Annotated in this window: 22 protein-coding genes and 2 pseudogenes; 8 read left to right on the forward strand and 16 right to left on the reverse strand. The window is 67.2% G+C overall.

Annotated elements, in window-relative coordinates; genetic code table 11:
• Positions 1–183: 183 nt before the first annotated feature.
• The 6 genes from PSm6_RS22370 to PSm6_RS22395 all read right to left on the reverse strand — a co-directional run bounded on the left by PSm6_RS22370 (position 184) and on the right by PSm6_RS22395 (position 7459).
• Positions 184–1089 (reverse strand): hydroxymethylglutaryl-CoA lyase, encoded by a 906-nt coding sequence (locus tag PSm6_RS22370; protein ID WP_265170555.1) that lies wholly within the window; start codon positions 1087–1089, stop codon positions 184–186.
• A gap of 163 nt (positions 1090–1252) precedes the next feature.
• Positions 1253–3196, reverse strand: a complete 1944-nt coding sequence (locus tag PSm6_RS22375; protein WP_265168274.1) for an acetyl/propionyl/methylcrotonyl-CoA carboxylase subunit alpha — start codon at positions 3194–3196, stop codon at positions 1253–1255.
• Between the two features lie 70 nt (positions 3197–3266).
• A complete protein-coding gene (locus PSm6_RS22380) occupies positions 3267–4064 on the reverse strand; it encodes a gamma-carboxygeranoyl-CoA hydratase (RefSeq protein WP_265168275.1) in 798 nt (265 codons plus the stop codon).
• Positions 4065–4155: 91 nt separating this feature from the next.
• A complete protein-coding gene (locus tag PSm6_RS22385; RefSeq protein ID WP_265168276.1) occupies positions 4156–5763 on the reverse strand; it encodes a carboxyl transferase domain-containing protein in 1608 nt (535 codons plus the stop codon).
• 93 nt (positions 5764–5856) lie between these two features.
• Positions 5857–7020, reverse strand: coding sequence for an isovaleryl-CoA dehydrogenase (locus tag PSm6_RS22390; RefSeq protein ID WP_265168277.1), 1164 nt, complete (start codon positions 7018–7020; stop codon positions 5857–5859).
• A gap of 43 nt (positions 7021–7063) precedes the next feature.
• A complete protein-coding gene (locus PSm6_RS22395; RefSeq protein WP_021218137.1) occupies positions 7064–7459 on the reverse strand; it encodes a MerR family transcriptional regulator in 396 nt (131 codons plus the stop codon).
• Positions 7460–7693: 234 nt separating this feature from the next.
• Here PSm6_RS22395 and PSm6_RS22400 point away from each other — a divergent pair, with 234 nt between their 5' ends.
• The 5 genes and pseudogenes from PSm6_RS22400 to PSm6_RS22420 all read left to right on the forward strand — a co-directional run bounded on the left by PSm6_RS22400 (position 7694) and on the right by PSm6_RS22420 (position 14204).
• Positions 7694–9583, forward strand: a complete 1890-nt coding sequence (locus PSm6_RS22400; protein WP_265168278.1) for a sigma-54-dependent Fis family transcriptional regulator — start codon at positions 7694–7696, stop codon at positions 9581–9583.
• 52 nt (positions 9584–9635) lie between these two features.
• Positions 9636–11363: an ABC transporter ATP-binding protein gene (locus PSm6_RS22405; RefSeq protein WP_265168279.1), complete on the forward strand. Its 1728-nt coding sequence runs from the start codon at positions 9636–9638 to the stop codon at positions 11361–11363.
• Entirely contained in the window at positions 11353–12024 is a 672-nt protein-coding gene (qhpE, locus tag PSm6_RS22410) for a subtilisin-like serine protease QhpE (protein ID WP_265168280.1), read from the forward strand. Before PSm6_RS22405 ends, qhpE begins: the two co-directional genes overlap by 11 nt.
• A pseudogene (gene qhpG / locus PSm6_RS22415) lies at positions 12017–13305 on the forward strand (flavin-dependent monooxygenase QhpG). Before qhpE ends, qhpG begins: the two are co-directional and overlap by 8 nt.
• Positions 13306–13388: 83 nt before the next feature.
• Positions 13389–14204, forward strand: a complete 816-nt coding sequence (locus PSm6_RS22420; RefSeq protein ID WP_265168281.1) for a protein phosphatase 2C domain-containing protein — start codon at positions 13389–13391, stop codon at positions 14202–14204.
• Between the two features lie 4 nt (positions 14205–14208).
• On the opposite strand, the gene PSm6_RS22425 is transcribed toward PSm6_RS22420, so the two are convergent.
• The 3 genes from PSm6_RS22425 to PSm6_RS22435 all read right to left on the reverse strand — a co-directional run bounded on the left by PSm6_RS22425 (position 14209) and on the right by PSm6_RS22435 (position 16439).
• A complete protein-coding gene (locus tag PSm6_RS22425; protein ID WP_265168282.1) occupies positions 14209–15045 on the reverse strand; it encodes an AraC family transcriptional regulator in 837 nt (278 codons plus the stop codon).
• Between the two features lie 112 nt (positions 15046–15157).
• Positions 15158–15571, reverse strand: coding sequence for a lysozyme inhibitor LprI family protein (locus tag PSm6_RS22430; RefSeq protein WP_265168283.1), 414 nt, complete (start codon positions 15569–15571; stop codon positions 15158–15160).
• Between the two features lie 43 nt (positions 15572–15614).
• Entirely contained in the window at positions 15615–16439 is an 825-nt protein-coding gene (locus tag PSm6_RS22435; protein ID WP_265168284.1) for a suppressor of fused domain protein, read from the reverse strand.
• Positions 16440–16608: 169 nt separating this feature from the next.
• Here PSm6_RS22435 and PSm6_RS22440 point away from each other — a divergent pair, with 169 nt between their 5' ends.
• Positions 16609–17157, forward strand: a complete 549-nt coding sequence (locus tag PSm6_RS22440) for a hypothetical protein (protein WP_265168285.1) — start codon at positions 16609–16611, stop codon at positions 17155–17157.
• 12 nt (positions 17158–17169) lie between these two features.
• Here PSm6_RS22440 and PSm6_RS22445 read toward each other — a convergent pair whose 3' ends face one another.
• Together PSm6_RS22445 and PSm6_RS22450 are read right to left on the reverse strand one after the other, a co-directional pair.
• A complete protein-coding gene (locus PSm6_RS22445) occupies positions 17170–17700 on the reverse strand; it encodes a hypothetical protein (protein ID WP_265168286.1) in 531 nt (176 codons plus the stop codon).
• A 102-nt stretch (positions 17701–17802) separates the two neighbouring features.
• On the reverse strand, positions 17803–18261 hold the full coding sequence (locus PSm6_RS22450; protein WP_037021380.1) for an Rrf2 family transcriptional regulator: 459 nt from the start codon (positions 18259–18261) through the stop codon (positions 17803–17805).
• A gap of 163 nt (positions 18262–18424) precedes the next feature.
• Between PSm6_RS22450 and PSm6_RS22455 the strand changes: the two genes are divergently transcribed.
• Positions 18425–19315: an NAD(P)/FAD-dependent oxidoreductase gene (locus PSm6_RS22455; RefSeq protein ID WP_265168287.1), complete on the forward strand. Its 891-nt coding sequence runs from the start codon at positions 18425–18427 to the stop codon at positions 19313–19315.
• 14 nt (positions 19316–19329) lie between these two features.
• The gene (locus tag PSm6_RS22460) at positions 19330–20007 is read left to right on the forward strand and encodes a class I SAM-dependent methyltransferase (RefSeq protein WP_265170556.1); all 678 of its coding nucleotides are present in this window, start codon (positions 19330–19332) and stop codon (positions 20005–20007) included.
• A gap of 96 nt (positions 20008–20103) precedes the next feature.
• On the opposite strand, the pseudogene PSm6_RS22465 reads toward PSm6_RS22460, so the two are convergent.
• The 5 genes and pseudogenes from PSm6_RS22465 to PSm6_RS22485 form a co-directional block, all read right to left on the reverse strand.
• A pseudogene (locus PSm6_RS22465) lies at positions 20104–20511 on the reverse strand (GrpB family protein); the annotation flags it as partial.
• Between the two features lie 163 nt (positions 20512–20674).
• Positions 20675–21406 carry a hypothetical protein gene (locus PSm6_RS22470; RefSeq protein ID WP_265168288.1) on the reverse strand — a complete coding sequence of 244 codons (732 nt, stop codon included), beginning with the start codon at positions 21404–21406 and terminating at the stop codon, positions 20675–20677.
• Entirely contained in the window at positions 21403–21882 is a 480-nt protein-coding gene (locus PSm6_RS22475; protein ID WP_265168289.1) for a hypothetical protein, read from the reverse strand. The genes PSm6_RS22470 and PSm6_RS22475 overlap by 4 nt, the downstream gene beginning before the upstream one ends.
• 260 nt (positions 21883–22142) lie before the next feature.
• Complete coding sequence (locus PSm6_RS22480) at positions 22143–22382, reverse strand: CopG family ribbon-helix-helix protein (protein WP_265168290.1); 240 nt, start codon at positions 22380–22382, stop codon at positions 22143–22145.
• A gap of 89 nt (positions 22383–22471) precedes the next feature.
• Entirely contained in the window at positions 22472–22729 is a 258-nt protein-coding gene (locus PSm6_RS22485) for a hypothetical protein (RefSeq protein WP_173180033.1), read from the reverse strand.
• Positions 22730–23072 lie beyond the last annotated feature (343 nt).

Consider the following 23072-nt stretch of genomic DNA (forward strand, 5'->3'; position numbering starts at 1 on the left):
GCACCCGACCTACGGTGGATTGCGGTTGTGGGAAGGCCGGTAGCCCGGGCTTCAGCCCGGGAGCGGTGTTGGACAAGTCCCCGGACTGAAGTCCGGGCTACGGATGTGGGAGCGGTTTCAACCGCGATGCTTTTGGGGCAGCCCGATCGCGAATGAATTCGCTCCCACCGGAGCCGGCAGGGCTCAGCTGCGCTTCGCCAGGAGCGCGCGGGCGACGCGGGAGCCGTTTTCCTTGCCGAGCACGGCGCAGATGCGTTGGCCCGCGTCCACCAGGCGGTCCATGTCGATGCCGGTTTCGATGCCCATGCCGTTGAGCAGGTAGAGCAGGTCTTCGGTGGCGACGTTGCCGGTGGCGCCCTTGGCATAGGGGCAGCCGCCGAGGCCGGCGACCGAGCTGTCGAACACGGCGATGCCTTCCAGCAGGCCGGCATGGACGTTGGCCACGGCCTGGCCGTAGGTGTCGTGGAAATGCCCGGCGAGGCGTTCGCGCGGCACCTTGGCGCCCACCACCTCGAACAGGTGGCGGGTAGCGCCAGCGGTACCGGTGCCGATGGTGTCGCCGAGGGAGACTTCGTAGCAGCCCATGGCGTCCAGCTGGGCGGCGATGGCGGCGACCTGCTCGGCCGGTACCTCGCCCTCGTAGGGGCAGCCCAGCACGCAGGAAATGTAGCCGCGCACGCGGATGCCGTTGGCCCGTGCCGCGTCCATCAGCGGCACGAAGCGTTCCAGGCTCTCGGCGATGGAGCAGTTGATGTTCTTCTGCGAGAAGGCCTCGGAGGCGGCGGCGAACACCGCCACTTCCTTCACCCCGGCTTCCAGGGCGGCCTCGAAGCCTTTCATGTTCGGCGCCAGGGCGGCGTAGGTGACGCCCGGGCGGTAGCTGATGCCGGCGAACACCTCGGCGCTGCCGGCCATCTGCGGCACCCACTTGGGCGAGACGAAGCTGCCCACCTCGATGTAGTCGAGGCCGGCGGCGGAGAGGTCGTCCACCAGGCGCACCTTGTCGGCCACGCTGATGGGTTGCTTCTCGTTCTGCAGGCCATCGCGGGGGCCGACTTCGACCAGGCGGACCTTCTTGGGAATCGTCATCGCGTCTTCTCTCTCATTCATCGGTCTTCGTGGCCTGATGGGTTTCGGGTGCCGGACTCATGGAATGCTATGAACGTAGGATGGGTAGAGCCCCGCGAAACCCATCGCGGAGTTGATGGGTTTCGCTTCGCTCTACCCATCCTACGGACCTACGGAGGTGGGCTCACGCCTCTTCCAGCTCCACCAGCGCGGTGCCTTCGGCGACCAGTTCGCCTTCGCTGCAGTACAGCGCCTTGACCGTACCGGCGTGGGGCGCGCGGATGCTGTGCTCCATCTTCATCGCCTCCAACACCACCAGGGCGGTGCCGGCTTCCACGGTTTGGCCGGCTTCCACCAGGATGCGCACGATACTGCCGTTCATGGGCGCCGTCAGCCCTCCGTGGTGGGCGTGGGCGGCCTGGGCCTCGGCCACCGGGTCGACCTGCTCGACGCGTTGCAGCTCGCCGTCCCATTCCAGGTAGAGGGCGTTGCGACGGCGGATCGCCAGGCGCTGGCGGGTGATGCCGTCCTGCTCCTGCCACAGACGTTCGCCGTCCAGGCGCAGGGTGCTCGGCGCGGTGCCGCGCAGGCGCACCAGATGGCGTTCGTCGCCGCAGGCCAGGTGCAGGTCGGTCTCGCTGGGCAGGCCGGGGCGCCAGCCGTCGTTGCGGCTCCAGGGCGAATGCGGGTCGTCCTCGCGCAGGCGTGCGGCGCTGCCCTGGCGGAAGGCTTCGGCGGCGGCCTGCCAGAACAGCTCCGGGCGCGCGGCGGGGGCGGGCAGCAGCTGCTCCTGGTGGCGGGCGATGAAGCCGGTGTCCAGCTCGGCGGCGGCGAAGGCGGGGTGGGCCAGCACGCGGCGGAGGAAGGCCAGGTTGGTGGCGAAGCCGCCCACGGCGGTTTCGTCGAGCATGGCCAGCAGGCGCTGGCGGGCTTCCTCGCGGGTTTCACCCCAGGCGATCAGCTTGGCCAGCATCGGGTCGTAGAAGGGCGAGACCTCGTCGCCCTCGGCGACGCCGCTGTCCACCCGGCGGCCGGGGCCGGCGGCGGGTTCGCGGTACAGGGCGAGGCGGCCGCTGGCGGGGAGGAAGTCCTGTTGCGGGTCTTCGGCGTAGAGGCGCACCTCGATGGCGTGACCGTTCAGCGGCACCTGCTCCTGGGTGATGGGAAGCGCCTCGCCACGGGCGACGCGGATCTGCCAGGCCACCAGGTCCAGGCCGGTGATGGCCTCGGTGACCGGGTGCTCCACCTGCAGGCGGGTGTTCATCTCCATGAAGAAGAAGTCGCCGCGCTCGTCGAGGAGGAATTCCACGGTGCCGGCACCGACATAGCCGATGGCCTGGGCGGCGCGCACAGCGGCTTCGCCCATGGCGCGGCGCAGCTCCGGCGACAGGCCGGGAGCGGGGGCTTCCTCGACCACCTTCTGGTGGCGGCGCTGGATCGAGCAGTCGCGCTCGTTGAGGTACAGGCAGTTGCCGTGGCGGTCGGCGAAGACCTGGATTTCCACGTGGCGCGGCTTGAGGACGTACTTCTCCACCAGCATGCGCGCGTCGCCGAAGGCCGACTGGGCTTCACGCTGGGCGGAGGCCAGGGCTTCGCCCAGCTCGGCTTCGCGCTCCACCACCTTCATGCCCTTGCCGCCACCACCGGCGGCGGCCTTGAGCAGCACCGGGTAGCCAATGCGCTCGGCGGCGGTGCGGAAGGTCTCCAGGTCCTGGGCCTCGCCGTGGTAGCCGGGCACCAGGGGCACGCCGGCGTCTTCCATCAGCGCCTTGGCGGCGGACTTGCTGCCCATGGCGTCGATGGCGCTGGCCGGCGGGCCGAGGAACACCAGGCCGGCGGCCTCGATGGCGCGGGCGAAGGCGGCGTTCTCGGAGAGGAAGCCGTAGCCGGGGTGGATGGCCTGGGCACCGCTGGCCTGGGCGGCGGCGATGATGCACTCGGCCCGCAGGTAGCTTTCCGAGGGCTTGGCGCCCCCCAGGTTCACCGCCATGTCGGCCTCGCGCACATGGCGGGCGTTGCGGTCGATTTCGCTGTGCACGGCCACGGTGTTCAGGCCCAGGGCCTTGGCGGTGCGCATCACCCGGCAGGCGATTTCGCCACGGTTGGCGATCAGCAAGGTTGTAATCATTGTTCTGCTCCTTTGGCGAGCTGGGGGCTAATGCTGGCTGCGATTGCTTCCAGCTTCGGGCTTCCAGCTTCTAGCTGTTCGTTTGCCACCCCGGCTTACGTTTTTCCAGAAAGGCATTGAGCCCTTCCTGCCCTTCGGGGCTGACGCGGATGCGGGCGATGGCGTTCTCGGTGTAGCGGCGCAGGTTAGGGCTGAGCTCGCCGTTGCCGACCTCGCGCAGCAGGTCCTTGCTCACGCGCATGGCCTGGGGGCTGTTGAGCAGCAGGTTGGCGGTCCAGTCCTGCACCGCCTGCTCCAGTTCCTCCGCCGGGTAGCACTCGGCGAGCAGGCCCAGTTCGCGGGCGCGCTCACCGCTGAAGCGCTCGGCGGTAAGGGCGTAGCGGCGCGTGGCGCGCTCGCCGATGGCCTGGACCACGAAGGGGCTGATCACCGCCGGGGCCAGGCCGATGCGCACCTCGGAGAGGGAGAACTGCGCGTCCGCCGCGCCGATGGCCATGTCACAGCAACTGATCAGGCCCAGGGCGCCGCCGAAGGCCGCGCCCTGCACCACGGCCAGGGTCGGCACCTTGAGCTGGAAGAGGTTGTACATCAGCTCGGCCAGCTCGCGGGAATCGTCCAGGTTGGCGTTGTAGTCGAGGCGGGCGGACTCCTGCATCCAGGCCAGGTCGGCCCCGGCGGAGAAGTGCCGGCCCCGGCCGCGCAGGAGCAGGAAGCGCACGTTGGCGGCGGCCTTGACAGCTTCGAGGGCGAGGATCAGCTCACGGATCATGCCGGCGTTGAAGGCGTTGTTCTTCTCCGGGCGGTTGAGCCAGAGGGTGGCGACGCCGTTGTCGGCGAACTCCAGTTGCAGGGTGTCGAAGTCGGTCATGGGATTCCCCAGCTGCACGTTTCAAGCGGCAAGCTGCAAGTGCGAGCCGCGTCTCTTGAAGCGTGCGGCTGGCAGCTTGCGGCTGGTTTTTTCACATCCGGAACACGCCGAAGGTGGTCGGCTCGATCGGCGCGTTGAGAGCGCTGGAGATCGCCATGGCGAGCACCTCGCGGGTCTGTGCCGGGTCGATCACGCCGTCGTCCCAGAGCCGTGCGCTGGAGTAGTAGGGGTGCCCCTGGCGCTCGTACTGGTCGAGGATCGGCTGCTTGAGGCGCGCCTCGTCCTCGGCGCTGAACACCTGCCCGGCGCGTTCGCTCTGCTCGCGCTTGACCTGGGCCAGCACGCCGGCGGCCTGCTCGGCGCCCATCACGCCGATGCGTGCGTTGGGCCACATCCACAGGAAGCGCGGGTCGTAGGCGCGGCCGCACATGCCGTAGTTACCGGCGCCGAAGCTGCCGCCGATGATCACGGTGAACTTGGGCACCTTGGCGCAGGCCACGGCCGTGACCAGCTTGGCGCCGTGCTTGGCGATGCCGCCAGCCTCGTACTTCTGGCCGACCATGAAGCCGGTGATGTTCTGCAGGAACAGCAGCGGGATGCCGCGCTGGCAGGCCAGTTCGATGAAGTGCGCGCCTTTCTGCGCGGCCTCGGCGAAGAGGATGCCGTTGTTGGCGAGGATGGCGATCGGGTAGCCGTGCAGGTGGGCGAAGCCGCACACCAGGGTGGTGCCGAACAGGGCCTTGAATTCATCGAACTCGGAGCCGTCCACCAGGCGCGCAATCACTTCACGCACGTCGAAGGGCTGCTTGGCGTCCGCCGGGATCACCCCGTACAGCTCCTCCGCCGCATAGCGCGGCAGCAGCGGCTGGCGGTGGTTGAGCTGGCCGAGCTTGCGCCAGTTGAGGTTGGCGATGCTGCGCCGGGCCAGGGCCAGGGCGTGGGCATCGTCCTCGGCGTAGTGGTCGGCGACGCCGGAGGTCTTGCAGTGCACGTCGGCGCCGCCCAGGTCCTCGGCGCTCACCACCTCGCCGGTGGCGGCCTTCACCAGCGGCGGGCCGGCGAGGAAGATGGTGGCCTGGTTGCGCACCATGATGGTTTCGTCGCTCATCGCCGGCACGTAGGCGCCGCCGGCGGTGCAGGAGCCCATGACGACGGCTATCTGCGGGATGCCGAGGGCGCTCATGTTGGCCTGGTTGAAGAAGATGCGGCCGAAGTGCTCGCGGTCGGGGAAGACCTCGTCCTGGCGCGGCAGGTTGGCGCCGCCGGAGTCCACCAGGTAGATGCAGGGCAGGCGGTTCTCCCGGGCGATGGCCTGGGCGCGCAGGTGCTTCTTCACCGTCAGCGGGTAATAGGAACCGCCTTTCACCGTGGCGTCGTTGGCCACGATCATGCATTCGACGCCTTCCACGCGGCCGATGCCGGCCACCACGCCGGCGGCGGGCACGTCCTCGCCATACACCTCGTGGGCGGCCAGCTGGCCGATCTCGAGGAAGGGCGAGCCGGGGTCGAGCAGACGGTTGATGCGCTCGCGGGGCAACAGCTTGCCGCGCGAGGTGTGGCGTTCCTGGGCCTTGGCACCGCCGCCTTCATGGACGCGCGCCAGCAGCTCGCGCAGCGCGTCGACCTGCTCGCCCATGGCCGCGGCGTTGGCGGCGAAGTTGGGGGAACGCGGATTCAGCTGTGTAGTGAGAATGGTCATTCGGGGCTCCGCGAGCTTGAAGCCGGAAGCTGGAGGCTGGAAGAGGGCAGTGCATGCGTCCGGCTTCCAGCTTCTGGCTTCCAGCTAGTTCGTTTACTTGGTTTCGTTAAACAGCTCGCGCCCGATCAGCATGCGGCGGATTTCGCTGGTACCGGCACCGATCTCGTAGAGCTTGGCGTCGCGCAGCAGGCGGCCGGCGGGGAATTCGTTGATGTAGCCGTTGCCGCCGAGGATCTGGATCGCGTCCAGGGCCATCTGGGTGGCGCGCTCGGCGGTGTAGAGGATCACCCCCGCGGCGTCCTTGCGGGTGGTCTCGCCACGGTCGCAGGCCTGGGCCACGGCGTAGAGGTAGGCACGGCTGGCGTTGAGCTGGGTGTACATGTCGGCGACCTTGCCCTGGATCAGCTGGAACTCGCCGATGCTCTGGCCGAACTGCTTGCGGTCGTGGATGTAGGGCACCACCACGTCCATGCACGCTTGCATGATCCCGGTGGGGCCGCCGGAGAGCACCACGCGCTCGTAGTCGAGGCCGCTCATCAGCACCCGGACGCCGCCGTTGAGCACGCCGAGGATGTTCTCCTCCGGCACTTCCACGTCATCGAAGAACAGCTCGCAGGTGTTGGAGCCGCGCATGCCGAGCTTGTCGAACTTGTTGCTGCGGGAGAACCCCTTCCAGTCGCGCTCGACGATGAACGCGGTAATGCCGTGTGGGCCCTTCTCCAGGTCGGTCTTGGCGTAGATCACGTAGGTGTTGGCGTCGGGGCCGTTGGTGATCCAGGTCTTGCTGCCGTTGAGCACGAAGCGGTCGCCCTTGCGGTCGGCGCGCAGCCTCATGGAGACCACGTCGGAGCCGGCGTTGGGCTCGCTCATGGCCAGCGCGCCGACGTGCTCGCCGCTGATCAGCTTGGGCAGGTACTTGTGCTTCTGCTCGGCGGTGCCGTTGCGGTTGATCTGGTTGACGCAGAGGTTGGAGTGGGCGCCGTAGGAGAGGGCGACCGAGGCGGAACCGCGGCTGATCTCCTCCATGGCCACCACGTGGGCCAGGTAGCCCAGGCCCGCGCCGCCGAATTCCTCGGGCACGGTGACGCCGAGCAGGCCCATCTCGCCGAACTTCTTCCACATGTCCATGGGGAAGGCGTTTTCGCTGTCCACCTGGGCCGCGCGGGGCGCCAGTTCGGCGGCGACGAAGGCTTGCACCTGCTCGCGCAGCATGTCGATGGTGTCGCCGAGGGCGAAGTTCAGGCTCGGGTAAGTCATGGTTCCACCTGTGCTTGTGATTGTCGGGAAACGGGTTGTCGGGTCAGGCGCTGGCGCCCTGTTTCTTGGTTTCGGCGAGGGCGGCCAGGCAGCGTTCCTCGGCGGTGTCCAGTTCCAGCTGCATCTGCTGGATGTCGAGCAGCTGCTGTTCCAGCTGCGCGCGGCGGGCGGCGATCTTCTCCATGAAGGTCTCCAGCTGCTTGCGGTTGCCGCTGCTCGGGTCATAGAGGTCGATCAGCTCCTTGCACTCGGCGAGGGAGAAGCCGATGCGCTTGCCGCGCAGGATCAGCTTCAGCGCCACCAGGTCCTTGGGGCTGTAGATGCGTTCCTGGCCCCTGCGTTCGGGGAAGAGCATTTCCTGCTCCTCGTAGAAACGGATGGCGCGGGTGGTCACATCCAGTTCGCGGGCGAGGTCGGAAATGCTGTAGGTCTTGGACATGGAAGCGGGCTCGGCTGTGTTTACCTTTACGTTAACGTAAACCTGTGCGAACCTGCCTGTCAACGCTCGTCACGGTCGTTCCGCTGGCCTCTTCTGGCGCGAAGATTGCTCGCCATGCCCACGGACGACACGACTCTTTACGGCGCCGAAAGGCGGGTGTAGACATTCTGGGCGACCCTGCCGCCAACCCCCTCCACAGGGGCCAGGCGAGGAGGGCGCTGGAGTACGAATGACATGCGAATAACAAGAAATGACGATGTCCTGCGGCAATCCCGCCTCGCCCGCCTGCGTTTGCAGAACGAAGGCGACCTCCCTGATGGCGTGCTGCGCGAGGAGATCGACGCCTCCTGGCGGCGCAGCCTCGGTCACGGGCTCGACTGCCTGGAGGGCGACGGCGCCGGCATCGAGCAGCTGCGCGACCTCGAGCTGCTGCTGGACGGCAACCGCCTGCTGATCGACGCCGCCACCCCCGAACTCGAATACCTGGTGCGCCAGCAGGGGCAGGGCGGCCTGGTGATACTCGGCGACGCCCAGGCCAACGTGCTGGCCATCGAGGGGCAGACCGACGCCCTGCAGCTCGCCGGCCTGCGCGACCTGCGCCCGGGCAGTTGCTGGAGCGAGTCCCTGCGCGGCACCAACGCCTTGGGCACCGCCGTGGTCGAGGGCCGACCGACCCTGATCAACAGCGGTGAGCATTACCTCGACCGCCTCAGCCGCTTCGCCTGCACCTCGGTGCCGCTCAAGGACCCCCACGGCCGGGTGGTCGGCGTCATCGACCTGACCCGCGAAGGCCACCTGGCCGAGCCCCGCGACAGCTTCGCCACGCTGCTGCTGGCGGCCGGCAATATCGAAAGCCGCCTGTTCGGCCTGACCTATCCGCAGCAGCTGGTGCTGGCCTTCCATTCACGCCCGCAGTACCTCGGCTCCGCCTGGCACGGCCTGTTGGCCCTGAGCCTGGACGGCGAACTGCTGGCCGCCAACGACCAGGCCTGCCACCTGCTGCGGGTGGAGCGCCAGGCGCTGGTGGGCCACAGCTGCGAGGAATTGCTCGGCGCCCGCGCCTCGGGCTTCCTCGCGCGCCTGCTGCAAGGCGGCGTGAGCAGCGTGCAGACCCCGCGCGGGGAGTTCTTCTTCCGTGCCCTGCAGTTGCCCCGGCACATCGGTGTCGCCTCGGTGGCACCGGCCAGGCCGACCGCCACGCCCGCGCCGGAGTTGGAAGCCCTGGCCGGCGGCAACGCGCGCCTGGCCCGTGCCCTACGCATGGCCCGCCAGGGGCTGGCCGGCGAATTGCCGGTGCTGCTGCTGGGCGAAACCGGCACCGGCAAGGAAGTGGTCGCCCGTGCGCTGCACCAGGCCAGTGCGCGGGCGGGCAAGCCCTTCGTCGCGGTGAACTGCGCGGCGATCCCCGAAGGGCTGATCGAGTCCGAACTCTTCGGCTACCGCGAGGGCGCCTTCACCGGCTCGCGCAAGGGCGGCATGGTCGGCCGGGTGATGCAGGCCCAGGGCGGCACGTTGTTCCTCGACGAGATCGGCGACATGCCCCTGGCCCTGCAGGCGCGCCTGCTCCGCGTGCTGCAGGAGCGCCGCGTCGCGCCCCTCGGTGCCGGCGAGGAACAGGAGCTGGATATCGCCGTGATCTGCGCCACCCACCGCGACCTGCAGCGTCTGGTGCAGGGCGGGCAGTTCCGCGAAGACCTCTACTACCGGGTCAACGGCGTCAGCCTGCGCTTGCCGTCGCTGCGTGAGCGCGATGACCTGGCCACCCTGATCACCGAAGTGTTGGTGCGCCTGGGCGAGCCGGCCGTGAGCCTGGACCCGGACCTGACCGAACTGCTTACCGGCTACGACTGGCCGGGCAACATCCGCCAGCTGGAGATGGTGCTGCGCTCGGCCCTGGCCATGCGCGAGAACGGCGAAAAGGAACTGGGCCTGGACCACCTCACCGACAGCCTGCTGGACGAGCTGACCAGCAGCCGACGCCAGCCCGGCAGCATCCGCGAGAACGAGCTGGAGCTGATCCGCAGCGCCCTGGAGCGCCACCAGGGCAATGTCTCGGCCGCGGCCGACGCCCTGGGCATCAGCCGCGCGACGCTGTATCGCAAGCTGAAGCAGCTGAGGGGATGAGTCTGTTCCATGCAGGAGCACATTGTTCTTGTAGGGGCCTGCGGGTGATCTCATGACCCGCCTCCTGCTCAAGCTCGTCGACGCCAACGACCCTGACCTGCTGCGCCGCGCCCTGGCCTGGCTCTACGGCTTCGTCCGCCCCCACGGCCGGGCCATCGCCGTGCTGCTGGGGCTGTCCCTCTGCGCCAGCCTGCTGGTGCTGGCGCAGCCCTGGCTGACCAAGACGCTGATCGACGACGGCCTGCTGGCCCGGGACTTCGGCACCCTGGTGCAGGTGGCCCTGGCGATGATCCTGGTCGGCCTGCTCGGCACGGCGCTGTCGGGCATCAACCGCTACCTGCACACGCGGCTCTCGGGGCGCGTCCTCTTCGCCCTGCGTGATGACCTCTACCGCCACCTGCAGCAGCTGTCGCCGGCCTTCTTCGGGCGCAAGCGCCTGGGCGACATCCTGTCCCGGCTGGATGGCGACGTGGCGGAGATCCAGCGCTTCGCCGTGGATTCGCTGTTCTCTGCCGTCTCCAGCGTCATCGGCCTGGTGGGGGCGGTGGCGCTGATGCTGATGCTGTCCTGGCAGCTGTCGTTGCTGCTGGCGCTGCTGATCCCCATCGAGGTGCTCTGGCTGCGCTGGATGCGGCGCAAGGTGGAGCGCGAGGTGCGCAGCCTGCGCGAGCGCTCGGCGGACGTGTCGTCCTTCCTGGTGGAAACGCTGCCGGCGATGAAGTTCATCCAGGCCGCCGGTGCCCAGCAGCGTGAATCGCGCCGCCTGGAGGGGCTGGGGCAGGGCTACATGCGCCAGCTGCTGCGGGTGCAGGTCACCGAGTTCTTCACCCATGCGGTGCCCGGCACGCTGACCTCGCTGTCCCGCGCCTGCGCCTTTCTCATCGGTGGCTACTGGGTGATCCAGGGCACCTGGCAACTGGGCGCGCTGATCGCCTTCTCCACCTACCTGGGCATGGCCGTGGGGCCGGTGCAGAGCCTGCTCGGGCTCTACGTCGCGCTGCAGCGCATGACGGTGAGCCTCGGCCGGGTGATGGAGCTGCAGCAGGAGCCGGTGACCGTGCGCCAGCCCGACGCGCCGCAGCCGATGCCGGAGGGCCGCGGTGCCTTGCGCCTGGAGGGCGTGCATTTTGCTCATGAGCAGCGTGCCGGCCTGCTGCTCGATGGTGTGGAGGCGGAGATCCCCGCCGGCCTCAAGGTGGCCATCAGCGGGGCGTCGGGCGCTGGCAAATCCACCCTGATCGACCTGCTGCAACGCTTCTACGACCCGGACCGGGGCCGCATCCTGCTGGACGGCGCCGACCTGCGCGAACTGGACCTGCTGGCCCTGCGCCGGCGCATCGCCGTGGTCAGCCAGGACATCGTGCTGTTCCGCGGCACCCTGGCGGAGAACCTCGCCTACGCCGCCCCCGATGCCAGCCGCGAAGCCGTCGAGCAGGTGGCGCGGCTGGCCCGCCTCGACGGCTTGATCGCGTCCCTGCCCCTGGGGCTGGACAACCCGCTGGGCGAGCGCGGCCAGCAGCTTTCCGGTGGGCAGAAACAGCGCATCGCCATCGCCCGCGCGTTGCTGCAGGACCCGCTGATCCTGGTGCTGGACGAGGCCACCTCGGCGGTGGACGAAGCCACCGAGCGCGACGTGATCGCCGCCATCGACCAGCTCTTCGCCGGGCGCACGCGCATCCTCATCAGCCACCGCGCCTCCACCCTGGCCGAAGCCGATCTCGCCTTCCGCCTGGAGCAGGGCCGCCTGCAGCGCCTGGAGCCGGTGAGCCATGAGCACTGAGCGGGCCATCGGCATCATCGACAGCGGCTTCGCCCCCGAGCAGGCCGCGCGGGTGACGCTGGCCCGACGCTTCTGGCTGGAGGGCGGCGAGCTGCAGGAAGGCGAGGCGCAGCCCGACATCCTCGGCCACGGCAGCCTGGTGCTGGATACCTTCGGCCGGTATGCCGGGCCCGCGCGCGTCTGCATGGCCCAGGTGTTCGGCGAGCGCTGGCAGACCAGCCCGTTGCAGGTGGCTGCCGCCCTGTACTGGCTGCTGGAGCAGGATGTGGCGCTGATCACCATGAGCCTCGGCCTGCGCAACGACCGCCCGGTGCTGCGCGAGGCCTGCGTACTGGCCCAGAGTGCCGGCGTGCTGCTCTGCGCCTCCAGCCCCGCCCAGGGTGAACCGGTGTACCCGGCCGGCTACCCGGGGGTGATCCGCATCACCGGCGATGCCCGCTGTGCCCCGGGGCAGTGGTCCTGGCTGAACAGCCCCCAGGCCGATTTCGGTGCCCCTGTCAGCGCCGCCAACGGCGCGGCCGGGGCGAGCATGGCCTGCGCTGCGCTGAGCGGAATCATCGCTGCCCACCTGCGCGAGCACCCCGGCGCCAGCCGCGAGGCGGTGCTGAACTGGTTGCACGAGGGTGCTGCCTTCACCGGTCCGGAGCGTCGCCATGGCTGAGATCGTCGTGCTCGGCGCCGGCCCGGCGGGCGCGGCGGTGGCCCTGGGGCTGAAGCGGCTGGGCTACCCGGTGCGGGTGGTCAGCGAGTGGCGGCGTTTCGCGGCGCTGGAGGGCGTGTCGCAACGGGTGCTCGAAGGCCTGCGTCATGCCGGCCTCACCCATGCGCTGGCCTGTGCCGATGCGCCGTCGCCACGGCGGGTTGCCTGGGGCGCTGGCAGCCAGTCGATCAACCACGAATGCCTGCTGGACCGGCCGCGCTTCGATGCGGCGCTGCGCGAGGACCTGGCCGCTGCCGGTATCGCGGTGCAGGAAGCGCGGGTGCTGCGGGTCGAGCCGCTGGAGCGTGGGCACCTCGTGCATCTCGACGGCGGCGCGCCGTTGCGTGCGGACTTCCTGGTAGAGGCCCGGGGTCGCCAGGCACCGCTGGCGGGGGGCGCCTGCGTGGGCCGGAAACCCTCAGCCTGCTCAATACCTGGCGCGATGCGCCGGGCCGCCCAGGCTCGGCGCTGGAAAGCCTGCCCGACGGCTGGGCCTGGATGGCACGGCTGGAAGACGGGCGTTGCTACTGGCAGATCACCCGCGACGCCCATGGCCTGCCGCCCAAGGAGCAACTGCCGGCCTGGTGCGCGTCGCGGCGCGGCGAATCCACCCTGGTGCGTGAGTTGTTCGGCGACGCCGCGTTGCAGGCGACCGAGCTGCACGCCCGCAGCAGCACCGCCATTCTCTTCAATGAAGCCAGTGGCCCCGACTGGCTGCGGGTGGGTGATGCCGCCATGGCGGTGGACCCGCTCTCGGGCAACGGCATCTTCCAGTCCCTGTCTTCCGCCTTGCAGGCGCCGGCGGTGATCAACACCCTGCTACAGCGGCCGGAGCGCACTGCACTGGCCCGGCGTTTCCACCAGCAGCGGGTGGAGCAGCTGTTCCTGCGCTTCGCCCGCACCGGCCGCGACTTCTACGCCATGGAACAGCGCTGGGCTGCACAGCCGTTCTGGCGAGAGCGCAGCACCTGGCCCGATGCCGAGCCGCTGCACGTACCGGCCGATATCAACCCGCTGCGTGTGGCGCGCGCGCCGGTGATCCAGGGCGACCTGATCGAGGAACGGGAGGTGGTGGTCACCGCCGATCAGCCCCTGGGCATCTGGCACCTGGACGGCATTGCACTCGCACCCATCATCCAGGCGTTGCACGCCGGGCAACTGGCCGAGGCGCTGGCGGGTCTGGCGCCCGAGGCGCGGCGCAAGGTGCAGGGCTGGCTGCTGGGGCAGGGTTATCGGCCCTGATTCGTGCGTTTCCTGCCCTGCTCGGAATGTGCGAAGGCTAGAATGTGCCGCGCAGATTCAGCCTGGCCATTGAAGGGGACTCCATGCATTTCGACCTGATCCAGACCCTCAGCCTCGCGGGCAAGAACTCGGTTCCGAACGATGACCGCATCGGCAGCGCCGAGCAGCACGCCTGGGTCATCGACGGCGCCACCGACCTCGGCGAGCCGGGGCTCATGGGCGAGCGCGGTGGTGCAGCCTGGCTGGCCGGCGCGGCCCATCGCGCATTCGCCGGCGCCTCGGGCCCGCTGGCGGAACTGTGCGGTGGCGTGTTCGACCGCGTCGCCACGGACTACGGGCGTGATCGCCAGCGCGAGCCGGTCGCCCACTGGGAACTGCCCCGCGCCTCGCTCGCCGCGGTGGCCATTGAAGGCGAAAGCCTCGCCTGCGGCCACCTCGGCGATTGCGTCGTCATCCACCGCAGCGCCAGCGGCGTCGCCTTCCTCACCCCCGAGCCGAACCGCGACACCGAGCAGGCCGAAGCCGCCGCGCTGGGCCCGGGCACCGGCGCCGACAACGTGCGCAGCGCCCACGTGCTGGCCGACCGCCGCGCCGCCCGCGAACGCCCCAAGGCGGTGCTGAGCGTCGACGCCGAGCAGGCCAGGGCAGGCATGCACTACGCCCGCGCGCCGCTGGCCAAGGGCGACGACCTGTTGCTGATGACCGATGGCTTCGCCGCACTGTTCGACACCTACCGCCACTACGACGCCGCCACCCTGGTGGCCCGCGTGCTGGAAAGCGGCCTGCTGCCGCTGGCTGCCGAACTGCGCCGCATCGAGCTCGAAGACGCCGCCTGCCTGCGCTACCCGCGCTTCAAGGCCAGCGACGATGCCTCGGTGATCTGGTTGCGGGTGGGGTAGGGCGCTACCCGCGCCGCACCACCGGTACCCATACCTCCACGAACCCCGTCCCCTGCATCGGATCGAAATCGGCGCTGTACTGCTCGAATTCCGGGGCGTCGGCGAAGGTGTACTCGGACTCGGGCAGCCACTTGTTGAAGATGGTGAGGAAGGTCTGGTGGATGGTCGAGATGTGGCCCAGGTGGCGGAACACGGCGTAGTCCTGCCGAGGCACCTTGAAGTGGCGCAGGGCGGGCGGTAGCCCTTCGATACGGGGTACCTCGACGCCGGCAATGTATTCGAAGCTGCCGTCCTCGCCCGGATTGCAGCACAGCCCGTAGGTGACGTAGCTGGTCTGCCCGGGGATGTTGCCCAGGTAAGGCACGAAGGCCTGCCACAGGCCGACGATGCCCTCGTTCTTGTCGAAGGTGAAACGCTCGCCCAGGCCGGCGATGATGAATTCGGCACGGGTTTCATAGCGGGGTTGGGACAGTTCCACGAAGCTCATTTCTTTCATGCGCAAAGGCTCCACCAGTGACAGGTTTCCGTGCCCCTGTTCGCGAACCTGCCGGGGCGTTACGCCGAACAGGTCGCAGAAGGCACGCGTGAACGCTTCATGGGACCCATAGCCGGCGCCGAGGGCGACATCGAGGATGTCGTGCTTCCCATCGCTCAACGCCAGCGCCGCCTGGCTCAAGCGCCGGGCGCGGATGTAGCGCATCACCGACCAACCCGTGGCCAGGGAAAAGAAGCGCGACAGGGCGAAAGGCGATAGGCCGAACTGGCGCGCGACGTGCCCGAGGTCCAGCTCGGAGCCCAGCTCCGTTTCGATGAACCACAGGACTTTCTCGATGCTTGGCATGGGTGCTCCTTGAAGACGGGGCGACGTTAGCAGGGGTGCAAAGGGGGGATTTGATCGTTCTTGCGGACTCTTTCCGAGCCGTTGCAGGCCTCGTTGAAATTACGGTGGTTGCCTACCAGCCGTAATCGCCCATGGCGTTCTTGAACTGATCAGCCAGCTTGGTTCTGCAGTCGGATTGGTGCGTGCTCGCCCAGGCTCCGCCATAGGTCTGGCTCATCGAGCGGCAGAACTCGGCGCGGAACTGTTCCCAGTGTTCCTTGGCTGCTGCCAGCGATCTGACTGCATCCTCCTGCTCTGATTGCTTCGCTTGCTCCAGCAGCATCTGGTAGCTCGCCTCCATTTCATTGTTGGAGGCTTGCCACTCGGGCAGCCTTGCATTGGCGTATTCGACGATTGCCGGCTCCGCCATGGTGTGGAGCGGCAGCAGCGAAAGGCACAGCGTGGCCAGGATGGCCGCTCTCCTGTCCGCTTTCGGAGGTGTCGTCATACCGGTAGGCGCTGGGTGGATGGCGTTACTTTCCTGCATGAGGCCGTCCTTGACTCGGCGTGTGGGTGTCAGTGGCCAGCGCTTACACGACACTGTCACGCCCCAGTGCGCTTCTGTGGCCGACACCTGCAGTCTTCAGCCGTTGCAGCAGGTCCTGGCGTGCGTCGTAGCCGCCAGCACGGACGTAGTCGAGCTCGGATGCGGTGATCAGCACAACGGGTACCAGGGTCACCGGGGATAGAGGCATGTCCTCCAGGTGGGTGGCGAAGTCCGGCTCGGGGCCACCCAGCAGGACGCCGATGCAGTCATCGTCGGTGACGAAGGCAGGCGGCAACTGTTCGCCCAGGTGATGGGACTGGCTGACTCCCGGGAGCTCCAGGGACAGCGCACCGTGCTGTTGCAGTTGCGCGGTAATGCCGCCGGCGTTCGCCACGGTCTTGGCCACGTTTTCCAGCAGCTCGAAAGCCCAGCTCTGCTTGAGCAGGTCGACTTCCCCCAGTGCTCCTCGGGCGTGCTCGGGGATGTCGGGCGTGTCGATGAACAGTTCCATCTCGAAGCCGTTCACCGGCTCATCGCCGTCATCGAATGGCGATGACAGGCCATCGGTGGCGAGGAGGATGCTCCCGGCGCGGCGCACGACCCGATAGGCCTGGCGAGTGGAGGGCCAGTAGGGGCCGCCTGTGAAGCTGGGACTGATGAGGTAGGCCAGCACATCTCGTTCGGCGGTTCCGATGCTTTGCCAGTGCAGCTCCAGGCGCTCGCTACTGGCTTCCAGGGCCACCTGCTTGGCCGCTTCGGCTTCGGTCATCTCATAAGGGGTTTCAGCGTTGCCGGGCGCTGGAGTCGCTGGCGCGTTTTCGGCAGCGGGTTGTTTCGATGATCCGAACAGCTTCCTGAAGAATTCCATGGGCATTCCCTGCGTTGGGTGGGTGGCTCGGAAGGGGCATTGTGAGGGGCGCACCTGGGTATGGAAATAGCCGGGGGCGGGTTCCGTAACGGTGTTCTCATCGGTTGCGTTGAGTCGCTCCTGGCTGCACCATCCGTGCCCTTCAGGCATAAGGGCAAGGAGGCGGTGCATGTATAAGTTGGGGCATCTGGTGGACGGTGAATGGGCGCCGTATCGGCACCCAGCGGTTTTTTCGCTTCCCGATGCGGAGGCGCACCAGCGGGTAGTGGTTGGCGTTCCAGGCTCTGATCCGGAGGTGATCCTGCGGCTCGCTCGTTGCCTGGAAGAACCGTTGTTGTTGCTTCATATCCTGCACACGGTTCGTGGCGAGGCCGAGCCGGCGCGCTACCAAAGCCCGGAGCTGTCTTGCTCTGAGGTCGAGGCGTTCATCCGCGAGTTCAGGCCGTTCCTGGCGAATGACAGCCGCTTCGATCTGTGGGTCCACTCACCGTCGCAACAGGCCACGCTGGCCTGGGACCGACACGACATGCTCTACGCCTACGGTCCGCTCGACGACTATGTGAATGCGCTCAGGGAGCTTGGTTTCACTGAGGGCGAGCCTCAGCTCCCCGTGCCTCACGCGCACAACTACCACGCGGCATTCGATGGTATGTCCCGTGAGGTGGTGGAGTGGTGCGATTGGTGGAAATCACCGCTGCGGCCCGAGGATGAGCAGTAGGGGCGCTGGCAGTCAGTCGCTCAGCTCGCAGGTAGCGGTGCCTTCGACGCCCGTCGCGTGCGCGCTGACATGCCGTACGGCAAAGCCGGGCTGTTCGATTTTCATCTCCTTTGACCAGACGTCACCGCTGGCGACCTGATAGCTGATGGAGCCATCGCCGTGCCAGGCCAGGCGTAGCGTATAGGCACCCTTGTGGTCCGCGGTGGTAAGGATGTTGCTGCTGACGACCGGCTGTGCGGCATTGAAGGTACGAACGGAGAAGCTGCGCTGCCCCTCCCCCGCAGGTGCACTGTCGAGAAACAGGGTGTTGTCTTCCACCTCATCCTCCGCTGCCGCGAGAATCACGCCGGGGCTCCATTTCTCGCCGTATCGGTGATCGTCGATTTTCACGTTGCATGACAACCTGCCCTGTTTCCCGACGTTCTGCTGGAAGAAGGTGCCGTAGTTCCCATAGGGGACATCGAACTCCATCGCGTGCTCCGATGCACTGCAGGCCAGCGAGAAACACAGGCTCGACAGCCCGATCAGGTTTACAGCGTTCATGACGGCTTCATTCCTTGAAATGGCGAATTCAGGGCGCGCAAGGCTACGTGTGTCACCTGTCCCGCACAATGCTCCCGGTACTCAAACCTCGGGGCGCCTGCATCAGCCTTCATGCCGCCCGTCGATCCCCCAGCCGCTCGCCTTGCACAGCACGTCGAAATCACGTGCCAGCTCCGCCAGGGTGATGGCGCCGAGGCGGTCGATGAGTAGCGCTTCGGCCTGGTTCAGGGCGTCTTCCAGGGCGGCGTTGACCACGCGCTCGACGGCGCATTCCGGGGTTTCGTTCTCGATGCCGATGGCGAAGATCCTCGGGCCGCCAACGGCGTTGTGGATGTCCAGCAGGGTGATGGTTTCGAGATCACCGGCCAGGGTCCAGCCGCCGCCGTGGCCTTTCTCCGAACTTACGTAGCCCGCCTGGCGCAGGCCGGCCATGGTGCGGCGGACCACCACGGGGTTGGTGTCCAGCATCCGGGCGATTTGCTCCGAGGTGAAGGGTTGGTCGTGGCGGGCCATGTGCAGCAGCACGTGGAGCATGCGGGAGAGCCTGCTGTCCTTTCTCATTGCATTGCCTCTGTTGTGCCTTACGTCAGGTGGATCGAATAACGCCACTTTATAAGTTGCGTGAGAAAAAATCCTCGCTCTATCATGTAGCTCTAAAAGTTTCATGAGTTTCGGCCGGCCATTCCGAGTCCCGGATGCTGGCGAGCAACGGAGGAGAGCAGCGATGCAGTACGACGTGATCATCATCGGCGGTAGCTATGCCGGCCTGTCGGCGGCCATGCCCCTGGCGCGGGCGCGCCGGCGCATCCTGGTGGTGGACGAGGGGTTGCGGCGCAACCGCTTCGCCGCCCATTCACATGGCTTCCTGACCCAGGACGGCAACGCGCCCGGCGCCATCGCCAGCCAGGCACGCGAGCAGGTGATGGCCTACGAGACGGTCGAGTGGCTCACCGGCAAGGCCGTCGCCGTTGCGCTGACGGCGCGGGGTTTCCGTATCGAGATCGAGGGCGAGGAGCCGCGCGAGGCGCGCCGGCTGATCTTCGCGGGCGGTGTCGTCGACCAGCTCCCCGAGATTCCCGGCCTGGCCGAGCGCTGGGGCAGCCGGGTGTTCCATTGCCCCTATTGCCACGGCTACGAGCTGCAGCAGGGGCGGATCGGCGTCATCGCCACCTCGGCCATGTCCATGCACCTGGCCTTGTTGCTGCCGGATTGGGGCCGCACGACGCTGTTCCTCAACCAAGCCTTCGAGCCCGACGCGGAGCAACTGGCCAAGCTCGCCGCGCGCGGCGTGACGCTGGAGCGCGAACCGGTACGTGCTGTCGAGGGCGAACTGGATCTGGTGCTGCGCGATGGGCGGGTGATCAGCCTGGACGGGCTGTTCGTGCCCACCCGCATCGATGTCGCCAGCTCGCTGCCGGAGTCGCTGGGCTGCGAGTTCGACGAGGGCTTCTACGGGCGGATCATCCGCACCGACGCGATGAAGGCGACCAGCGTCAAGGGCGTCTACGCCTGCGGTGATGCGGCGCGGATGGGCGGCTCGGTGCCCTTGGCAGTGGGCGATGGGACCCTGGCCGGTGCCGCTGCGCATCAGTCACTGATCTTCGACAGCCACTGATCGCGGAGGCCCCTATGCAAGCGTTTTCCGATCCACAAGCCGTCGCCCGTTACGCGGAAGGGCCTGTTCGCCAGGTGCCCGGGTTCCATGCCCTGCAGCGGATGGCGACCCTGCTGCTGGCCGAACAGGTGCCCACGCAGGGGCGGGTGTTGGTGCTCGGCGCCGGCGGTGGCCTGGAGCTGAAGGTATTCGCCGAGGCGCAACCCGGCTGGCGTTTCCTCGGGGTGGACCCCTCGGCGGAAATGCTCGCCCTGGCCCGCCAGACCCTGGGGGATCTCGATGCTCGGGTGGCGCTGCACCAGGGTTATATCGAATCGACTGCGCTGGAGCCCTTCGATGGCGCCACCTGCCTGCTTACGCTGCACTTCCTGCCGGAGGCGGAGCGCCTGCGCACGCTCCGGGAGTTGCTGCTGCGCCTGAAGCCCGGTGCGCCGCTGGTGGTCGCCCATCACAGCGTTGCGCAACCGCTTGCAGAACGTACGCGCTGGCTGAGGCGCTACGCGGCCTTCGCCACGGCATCCGGGGTTCCCGCCGCCCAGGCCGAGAATGCGATTGCGGCCATCAGCGAACGTTTGCCGCTGCTCTCGCCCGAGCAGGATGAGGCCTTGCTGCGCCAGGCCGGTTTCGACGGTGTGGAGCTGTTCTACGCCGGCTTCACCTTCAGGGGCTGGGTGGGTTATCGGCCCCTGTAGAAGCCTGGCTTGGTGAGGCCATGAGCGCGTCGATGAAGGGGCCTTGCCAGCGAGGTACTCGCCGATACCGCCGGTATTGAGGGCTTCCAGTTCGAGTTTCAGCTCCTGGTAGCGCTGGCGGATCAGCGGGTCGCTGCGCAGCAGGTCGCGGAAGCGCAGCATCCTGTCGATCTGCTCGTGGCCGCGGAGGCAGACATGCACCTTGTGGGTGCGCACGCCATCGACGTCGCGGCGGTAGAAGTGATGCCCAGGCGACAGGTCGCTGCCCCGCACATAGCCGAAGCCGGCCATCATGGCATTGCGCTCGGGCTCGCCCCTGTGTGCGGCGACCACCACCAGCAGGTCGATCTCCGGCTTGGCATGGAGCCCGAGAACAGCGGTGCTGCCGACATGGTGGATGGCGATGAGATCGGCAGTGAAGGCCGTCTCAACCTGCTCCCGGGCTGTGACGAAGCGCATTGGCCATTCGCTGTCATAGGGGGTGATGCGGCTGGTCAGCGCCATGAGCTCGTCCTTGTTCTTTCAGCAAGCGGGAGTGGGCGCGAGAGGGTAGCGCAATGGCTATCGGGTACGCGCTGCATTCACTGCTCGGCCCCGATATTTTCATCAGCCCAAAGAAAAGCCCATTCCGGGGAATGGGCTTTTTCGTTCTTTACCGCCGCTCGGTTCAGCCGATCAGCACATAGCCGAAGGGATTGTGGCGCAGGTCGCCCAGCGGGTAACCGAAGTCGGGGCGCTTCTTGTAGGGCGTGAGCGGCTCGCTGGCGTCTTCCAGGCCGAAGGTCGCCAGGAAGGCCTTCTCGAAGCGCGCGACCGAATCGATCTGCTCCTGCTCGCTGGGCTCCTCGTCCTCGCCGAAGGCGATCACGAAGTCCGGCAGCCCCAGGTTCTGCATGCCGCAGCTGTAGAGCTTGTCGTCATCGCTGATGGGCTTGCGCACGAACATCTTGTACAGGGCCAGCAGCATGGATTTCTGGTCGCGCTGCTCCACGGCATCGGTCATCTGGGTGATCAGCTCGCGCCAGCGTACGAGGCCGTGGGCGAGGCCGGCGGTCTCGATCTTCGCGGCGGTGATCATGCCCTTGTCGATCAGGTTGCCCAGGCAGCGCGCGGTCACCATCGCCACGGAGATGCGCGTGCGCTCGGAGAAGATGTTGCGCACGATGAAGTAGGCGGAGGCGGTGTGGTTCTCGATGTTCTCCCAGTCCTGGTCGGTCATCGAGGGCTCGGTGCGGTCCATGCAGGCCGAGTAGGAGCGGGGCATGCGGTCGTCGTTCTCCAGCTCGCTGAACTCGGGGTCCAGGCGATAGGTGTCGACGAAGGCTGCGGCGGCCATTTCCTCGAACTCCGACTTCAGCGCATCGAAGGACTCCATGTTGCCCAGCACATTGAGGATCATGGCCGGGGCAGGCTGGCCTTGATGTTTGTCAGCTGCTCGTCCTTGGCGGCGATGTAGGCCTCCAGCGCTTCGAAATACGTCACGGCGCTTTCCTGGATTGCCGCGCTCTGCTCGGCGATGGGGAAGGTGTCGAGCTGGTCTTCACCCTGCGCGTCCACCTCATAGGGCTGGTAGCGCACCTCGTACTCGCGGGTCTCGTGGTCCACCAGCTTGAAGATGAAGTGGCAGTGGTCGCTGTGGCCGTTCTTCGCGCCCGGGCTGTTGAAGTTCTCCACCGCAACGCGGATGCGGTGCTGGTCGAATACCACGAACGCTTCCGTCTCCTCGTCATCCCCGTGCTCGAGGGTCACCCACTCGTCGTTGTCGCCGCCTTCGATGTACGCGTGGAAGTGCTCTTCCACGTACTCCGAATTCAGCAGGGCCTGGATGCGGTCGTAATCGATTGCAGTAAGAGCGGGGCTCGGGGCGTTGGCCATGGTGCGTCCTTTCGGGCTCGTTTCGGCGGCTGCGGTGGCAGCGGGTGAGTTTGGGATGGGGTGTTGAGGCGGCAATTATCGGGGGAGCCAGGCAGGAAATTCTGTGAGAGAGGCCTGAATCCGTGGAGGAGGGGAGGCCGGTGGTCGGCGGGGCTTGGTGTTTGTCGCAGTGGCCTACCGGGCATCTGGAGGCTGATTCATGGGCGCCCGGTAGGACCGAGCATGGCCAGGCGTCCAACGTCGGCAAAGTGCTCAGCCACTCAATATGCGTTGCAGGACCATTTCTCCAGTACGGCCTGTACCTCTTTATCGCTGGCGAAGTCGCCAGCATCAGCCTCCTTCAAGGCGCGCTGGGTTTCCGCCAGTTGCCAGGCTTCACGGCGCAGGTATTGCGACAGCGCCTCCTCAGGCAGGGAGTCTTCACTGCGGCCATTGGCTTTGGCCAGGCTGGCTAGGTACTGGGCGACCTTCTCGGAAATATTGAGCGAAACGAGTGACATGGCGACCTCAATGTACGGACGGGCTGTATCGCCTGAAGCAACACGGTTGCTCCAGGCGAATCCTCAAGTAGACGGGGACAGGGCTCCGGCTATTTACCCGGCAGCTGTGCCAACTCTGCCAGTTTGCAGAAGTCTTCATAGTTGTTGCGCGACAGATGGACCATCGCGTCCATCAAGGCCCCTTCCCGGTATCGGCTGAGGTAGGAGTAGTCGGCGCCGTCCCGCAAGGCTGCGAAATCCAGGAGCAACTCCGCCATCACTTGGGTGGTGTGCAGTCGCGTATCGAGGTGGTCGACCAACTGCTGGATGCGCTGCTCTTTGTAATCGATCAAAGGGGCGCTGTTCATGCCGAGGTCTCCTTTGAGGATACGCGGAGGGGATGAGCGAGAGAGAGATAAGCTTCGTGCATGGTGGTTCTCCGTTATGAGGTCAGGAGCTGGCACCAATTCGCTGTCAATCGAAGGGTGGCAGACCGCACGGGGTTGACAGACCGGCTAACGGGAACCGGCAGACCGCGAAGGTCTCCCCGCGCGATCTGCCATAGAGCAGAGCAGCTATGAAAGCTGCATGCGTGCCGATACCTGCAAAAAACATTCGCTGTTTCTCGCACGCACCTTGTGGCGCATTCGCGCCCGTTAGTTTCGGGCTGTCAAACCCGGCCACGGGATTTACCGTGGCCGGTGCAGGATA

Source organism: Pseudomonas solani, assembly GCF_026072635.1.
Lineage (GTDB): Bacteria > Pseudomonadota > Gammaproteobacteria > Pseudomonadales > Pseudomonadaceae > Metapseudomonas > Metapseudomonas solani.

Coding starts and splice junctions, on each gene's coding strand:
- PSm6_RS22370 (WP_265170555.1), bottom strand. CDS start 1,089: ATGACGATTCCCAAGAAGGTCCGCCTGGTCGAAGTCGGCCCCCGCGAT.
- PSm6_RS22375 (WP_265168274.1), bottom strand. CDS start 3,196: ATGATTACAACCTTGCTGATCGCCAACCGTGGCGAAATCGCCTGCCGG.
- PSm6_RS22380 (WP_265168275.1), bottom strand. CDS start 4,064: ATGACCGACTTCGACACCCTGCAACTGGAGTTCGCCGACAACGGCGTC.
- PSm6_RS22385 (WP_265168276.1), bottom strand. CDS start 5,763: ATGACCATTCTCACTACACAGCTGAATCCGCGTTCCCCCAACTTCGCC.
- PSm6_RS22390 (WP_265168277.1), bottom strand. CDS start 7,020: ATGACTTACCCGAGCCTGAACTTCGCCCTCGGCGACACCATCGACATG.
- PSm6_RS22395 (WP_021218137.1), bottom strand. CDS start 7,459: ATGTCCAAGACCTACAGCATTTCCGACCTCGCCCGCGAACTGGATGTG.
- PSm6_RS22400 (WP_265168278.1), top strand. CDS start 7,694: ATGCGAATAACAAGAAATGACGATGTCCTGCGGCAATCCCGCCTCGCC.
- PSm6_RS22405 (WP_265168279.1), top strand. CDS start 9,636: ATGACCCGCCTCCTGCTCAAGCTCGTCGACGCCAACGACCCTGACCTG.
- qhpE (WP_265168280.1), top strand. CDS start 11,353: ATGAGCACTGAGCGGGCCATCGGCATCATCGACAGCGGCTTCGCCCCC.
- PSm6_RS22420 (WP_265168281.1), top strand. CDS start 13,389: ATGCATTTCGACCTGATCCAGACCCTCAGCCTCGCGGGCAAGAACTCG.
- PSm6_RS22425 (WP_265168282.1), bottom strand. CDS start 15,045: ATGCCAAGCATCGAGAAAGTCCTGTGGTTCATCGAAACGGAGCTGGGC.
- PSm6_RS22430 (WP_265168283.1), bottom strand. CDS start 15,571: ATGCAGGAAAGTAACGCCATCCACCCAGCGCCTACCGGTATGACGACA.
- PSm6_RS22435 (WP_265168284.1), bottom strand. CDS start 16,439: ATGGAATTCTTCAGGAAGCTGTTCGGATCATCGAAACAACCCGCTGCC.
- PSm6_RS22440 (WP_265168285.1), top strand. CDS start 16,609: ATGTATAAGTTGGGGCATCTGGTGGACGGTGAATGGGCGCCGTATCGG.
- PSm6_RS22445 (WP_265168286.1), bottom strand. CDS start 17,700: ATGAACGCTGTAAACCTGATCGGGCTGTCGAGCCTGTGTTTCTCGCTG.
- PSm6_RS22450 (WP_037021380.1), bottom strand. CDS start 18,261: ATGAGAAAGGACAGCAGGCTCTCCCGCATGCTCCACGTGCTGCTGCAC.
- PSm6_RS22455 (WP_265168287.1), top strand. CDS start 18,425: ATGCAGTACGACGTGATCATCATCGGCGGTAGCTATGCCGGCCTGTCG.
- PSm6_RS22460 (WP_265170556.1), top strand. CDS start 19,330: ATGCAAGCGTTTTCCGATCCACAAGCCGTCGCCCGTTACGCGGAAGGG.
- PSm6_RS22470 (WP_265168288.1), bottom strand. CDS start 21,406: ATGATCCTCAATGTGCTGGGCAACATGGAGTCCTTCGATGCGCTGAAG.
- PSm6_RS22475 (WP_265168289.1), bottom strand. CDS start 21,882: ATGGCCAACGCCCCGAGCCCCGCTCTTACTGCAATCGATTACGACCGC.
- PSm6_RS22480 (WP_265168290.1), bottom strand. CDS start 22,382: ATGTCACTCGTTTCGCTCAATATTTCCGAGAAGGTCGCCCAGTACCTA.
- PSm6_RS22485 (WP_173180033.1), bottom strand. CDS start 22,729: ATGAACAGCGCCCCTTTGATCGATTACAAAGAGCAGCGCATCCAGCAG.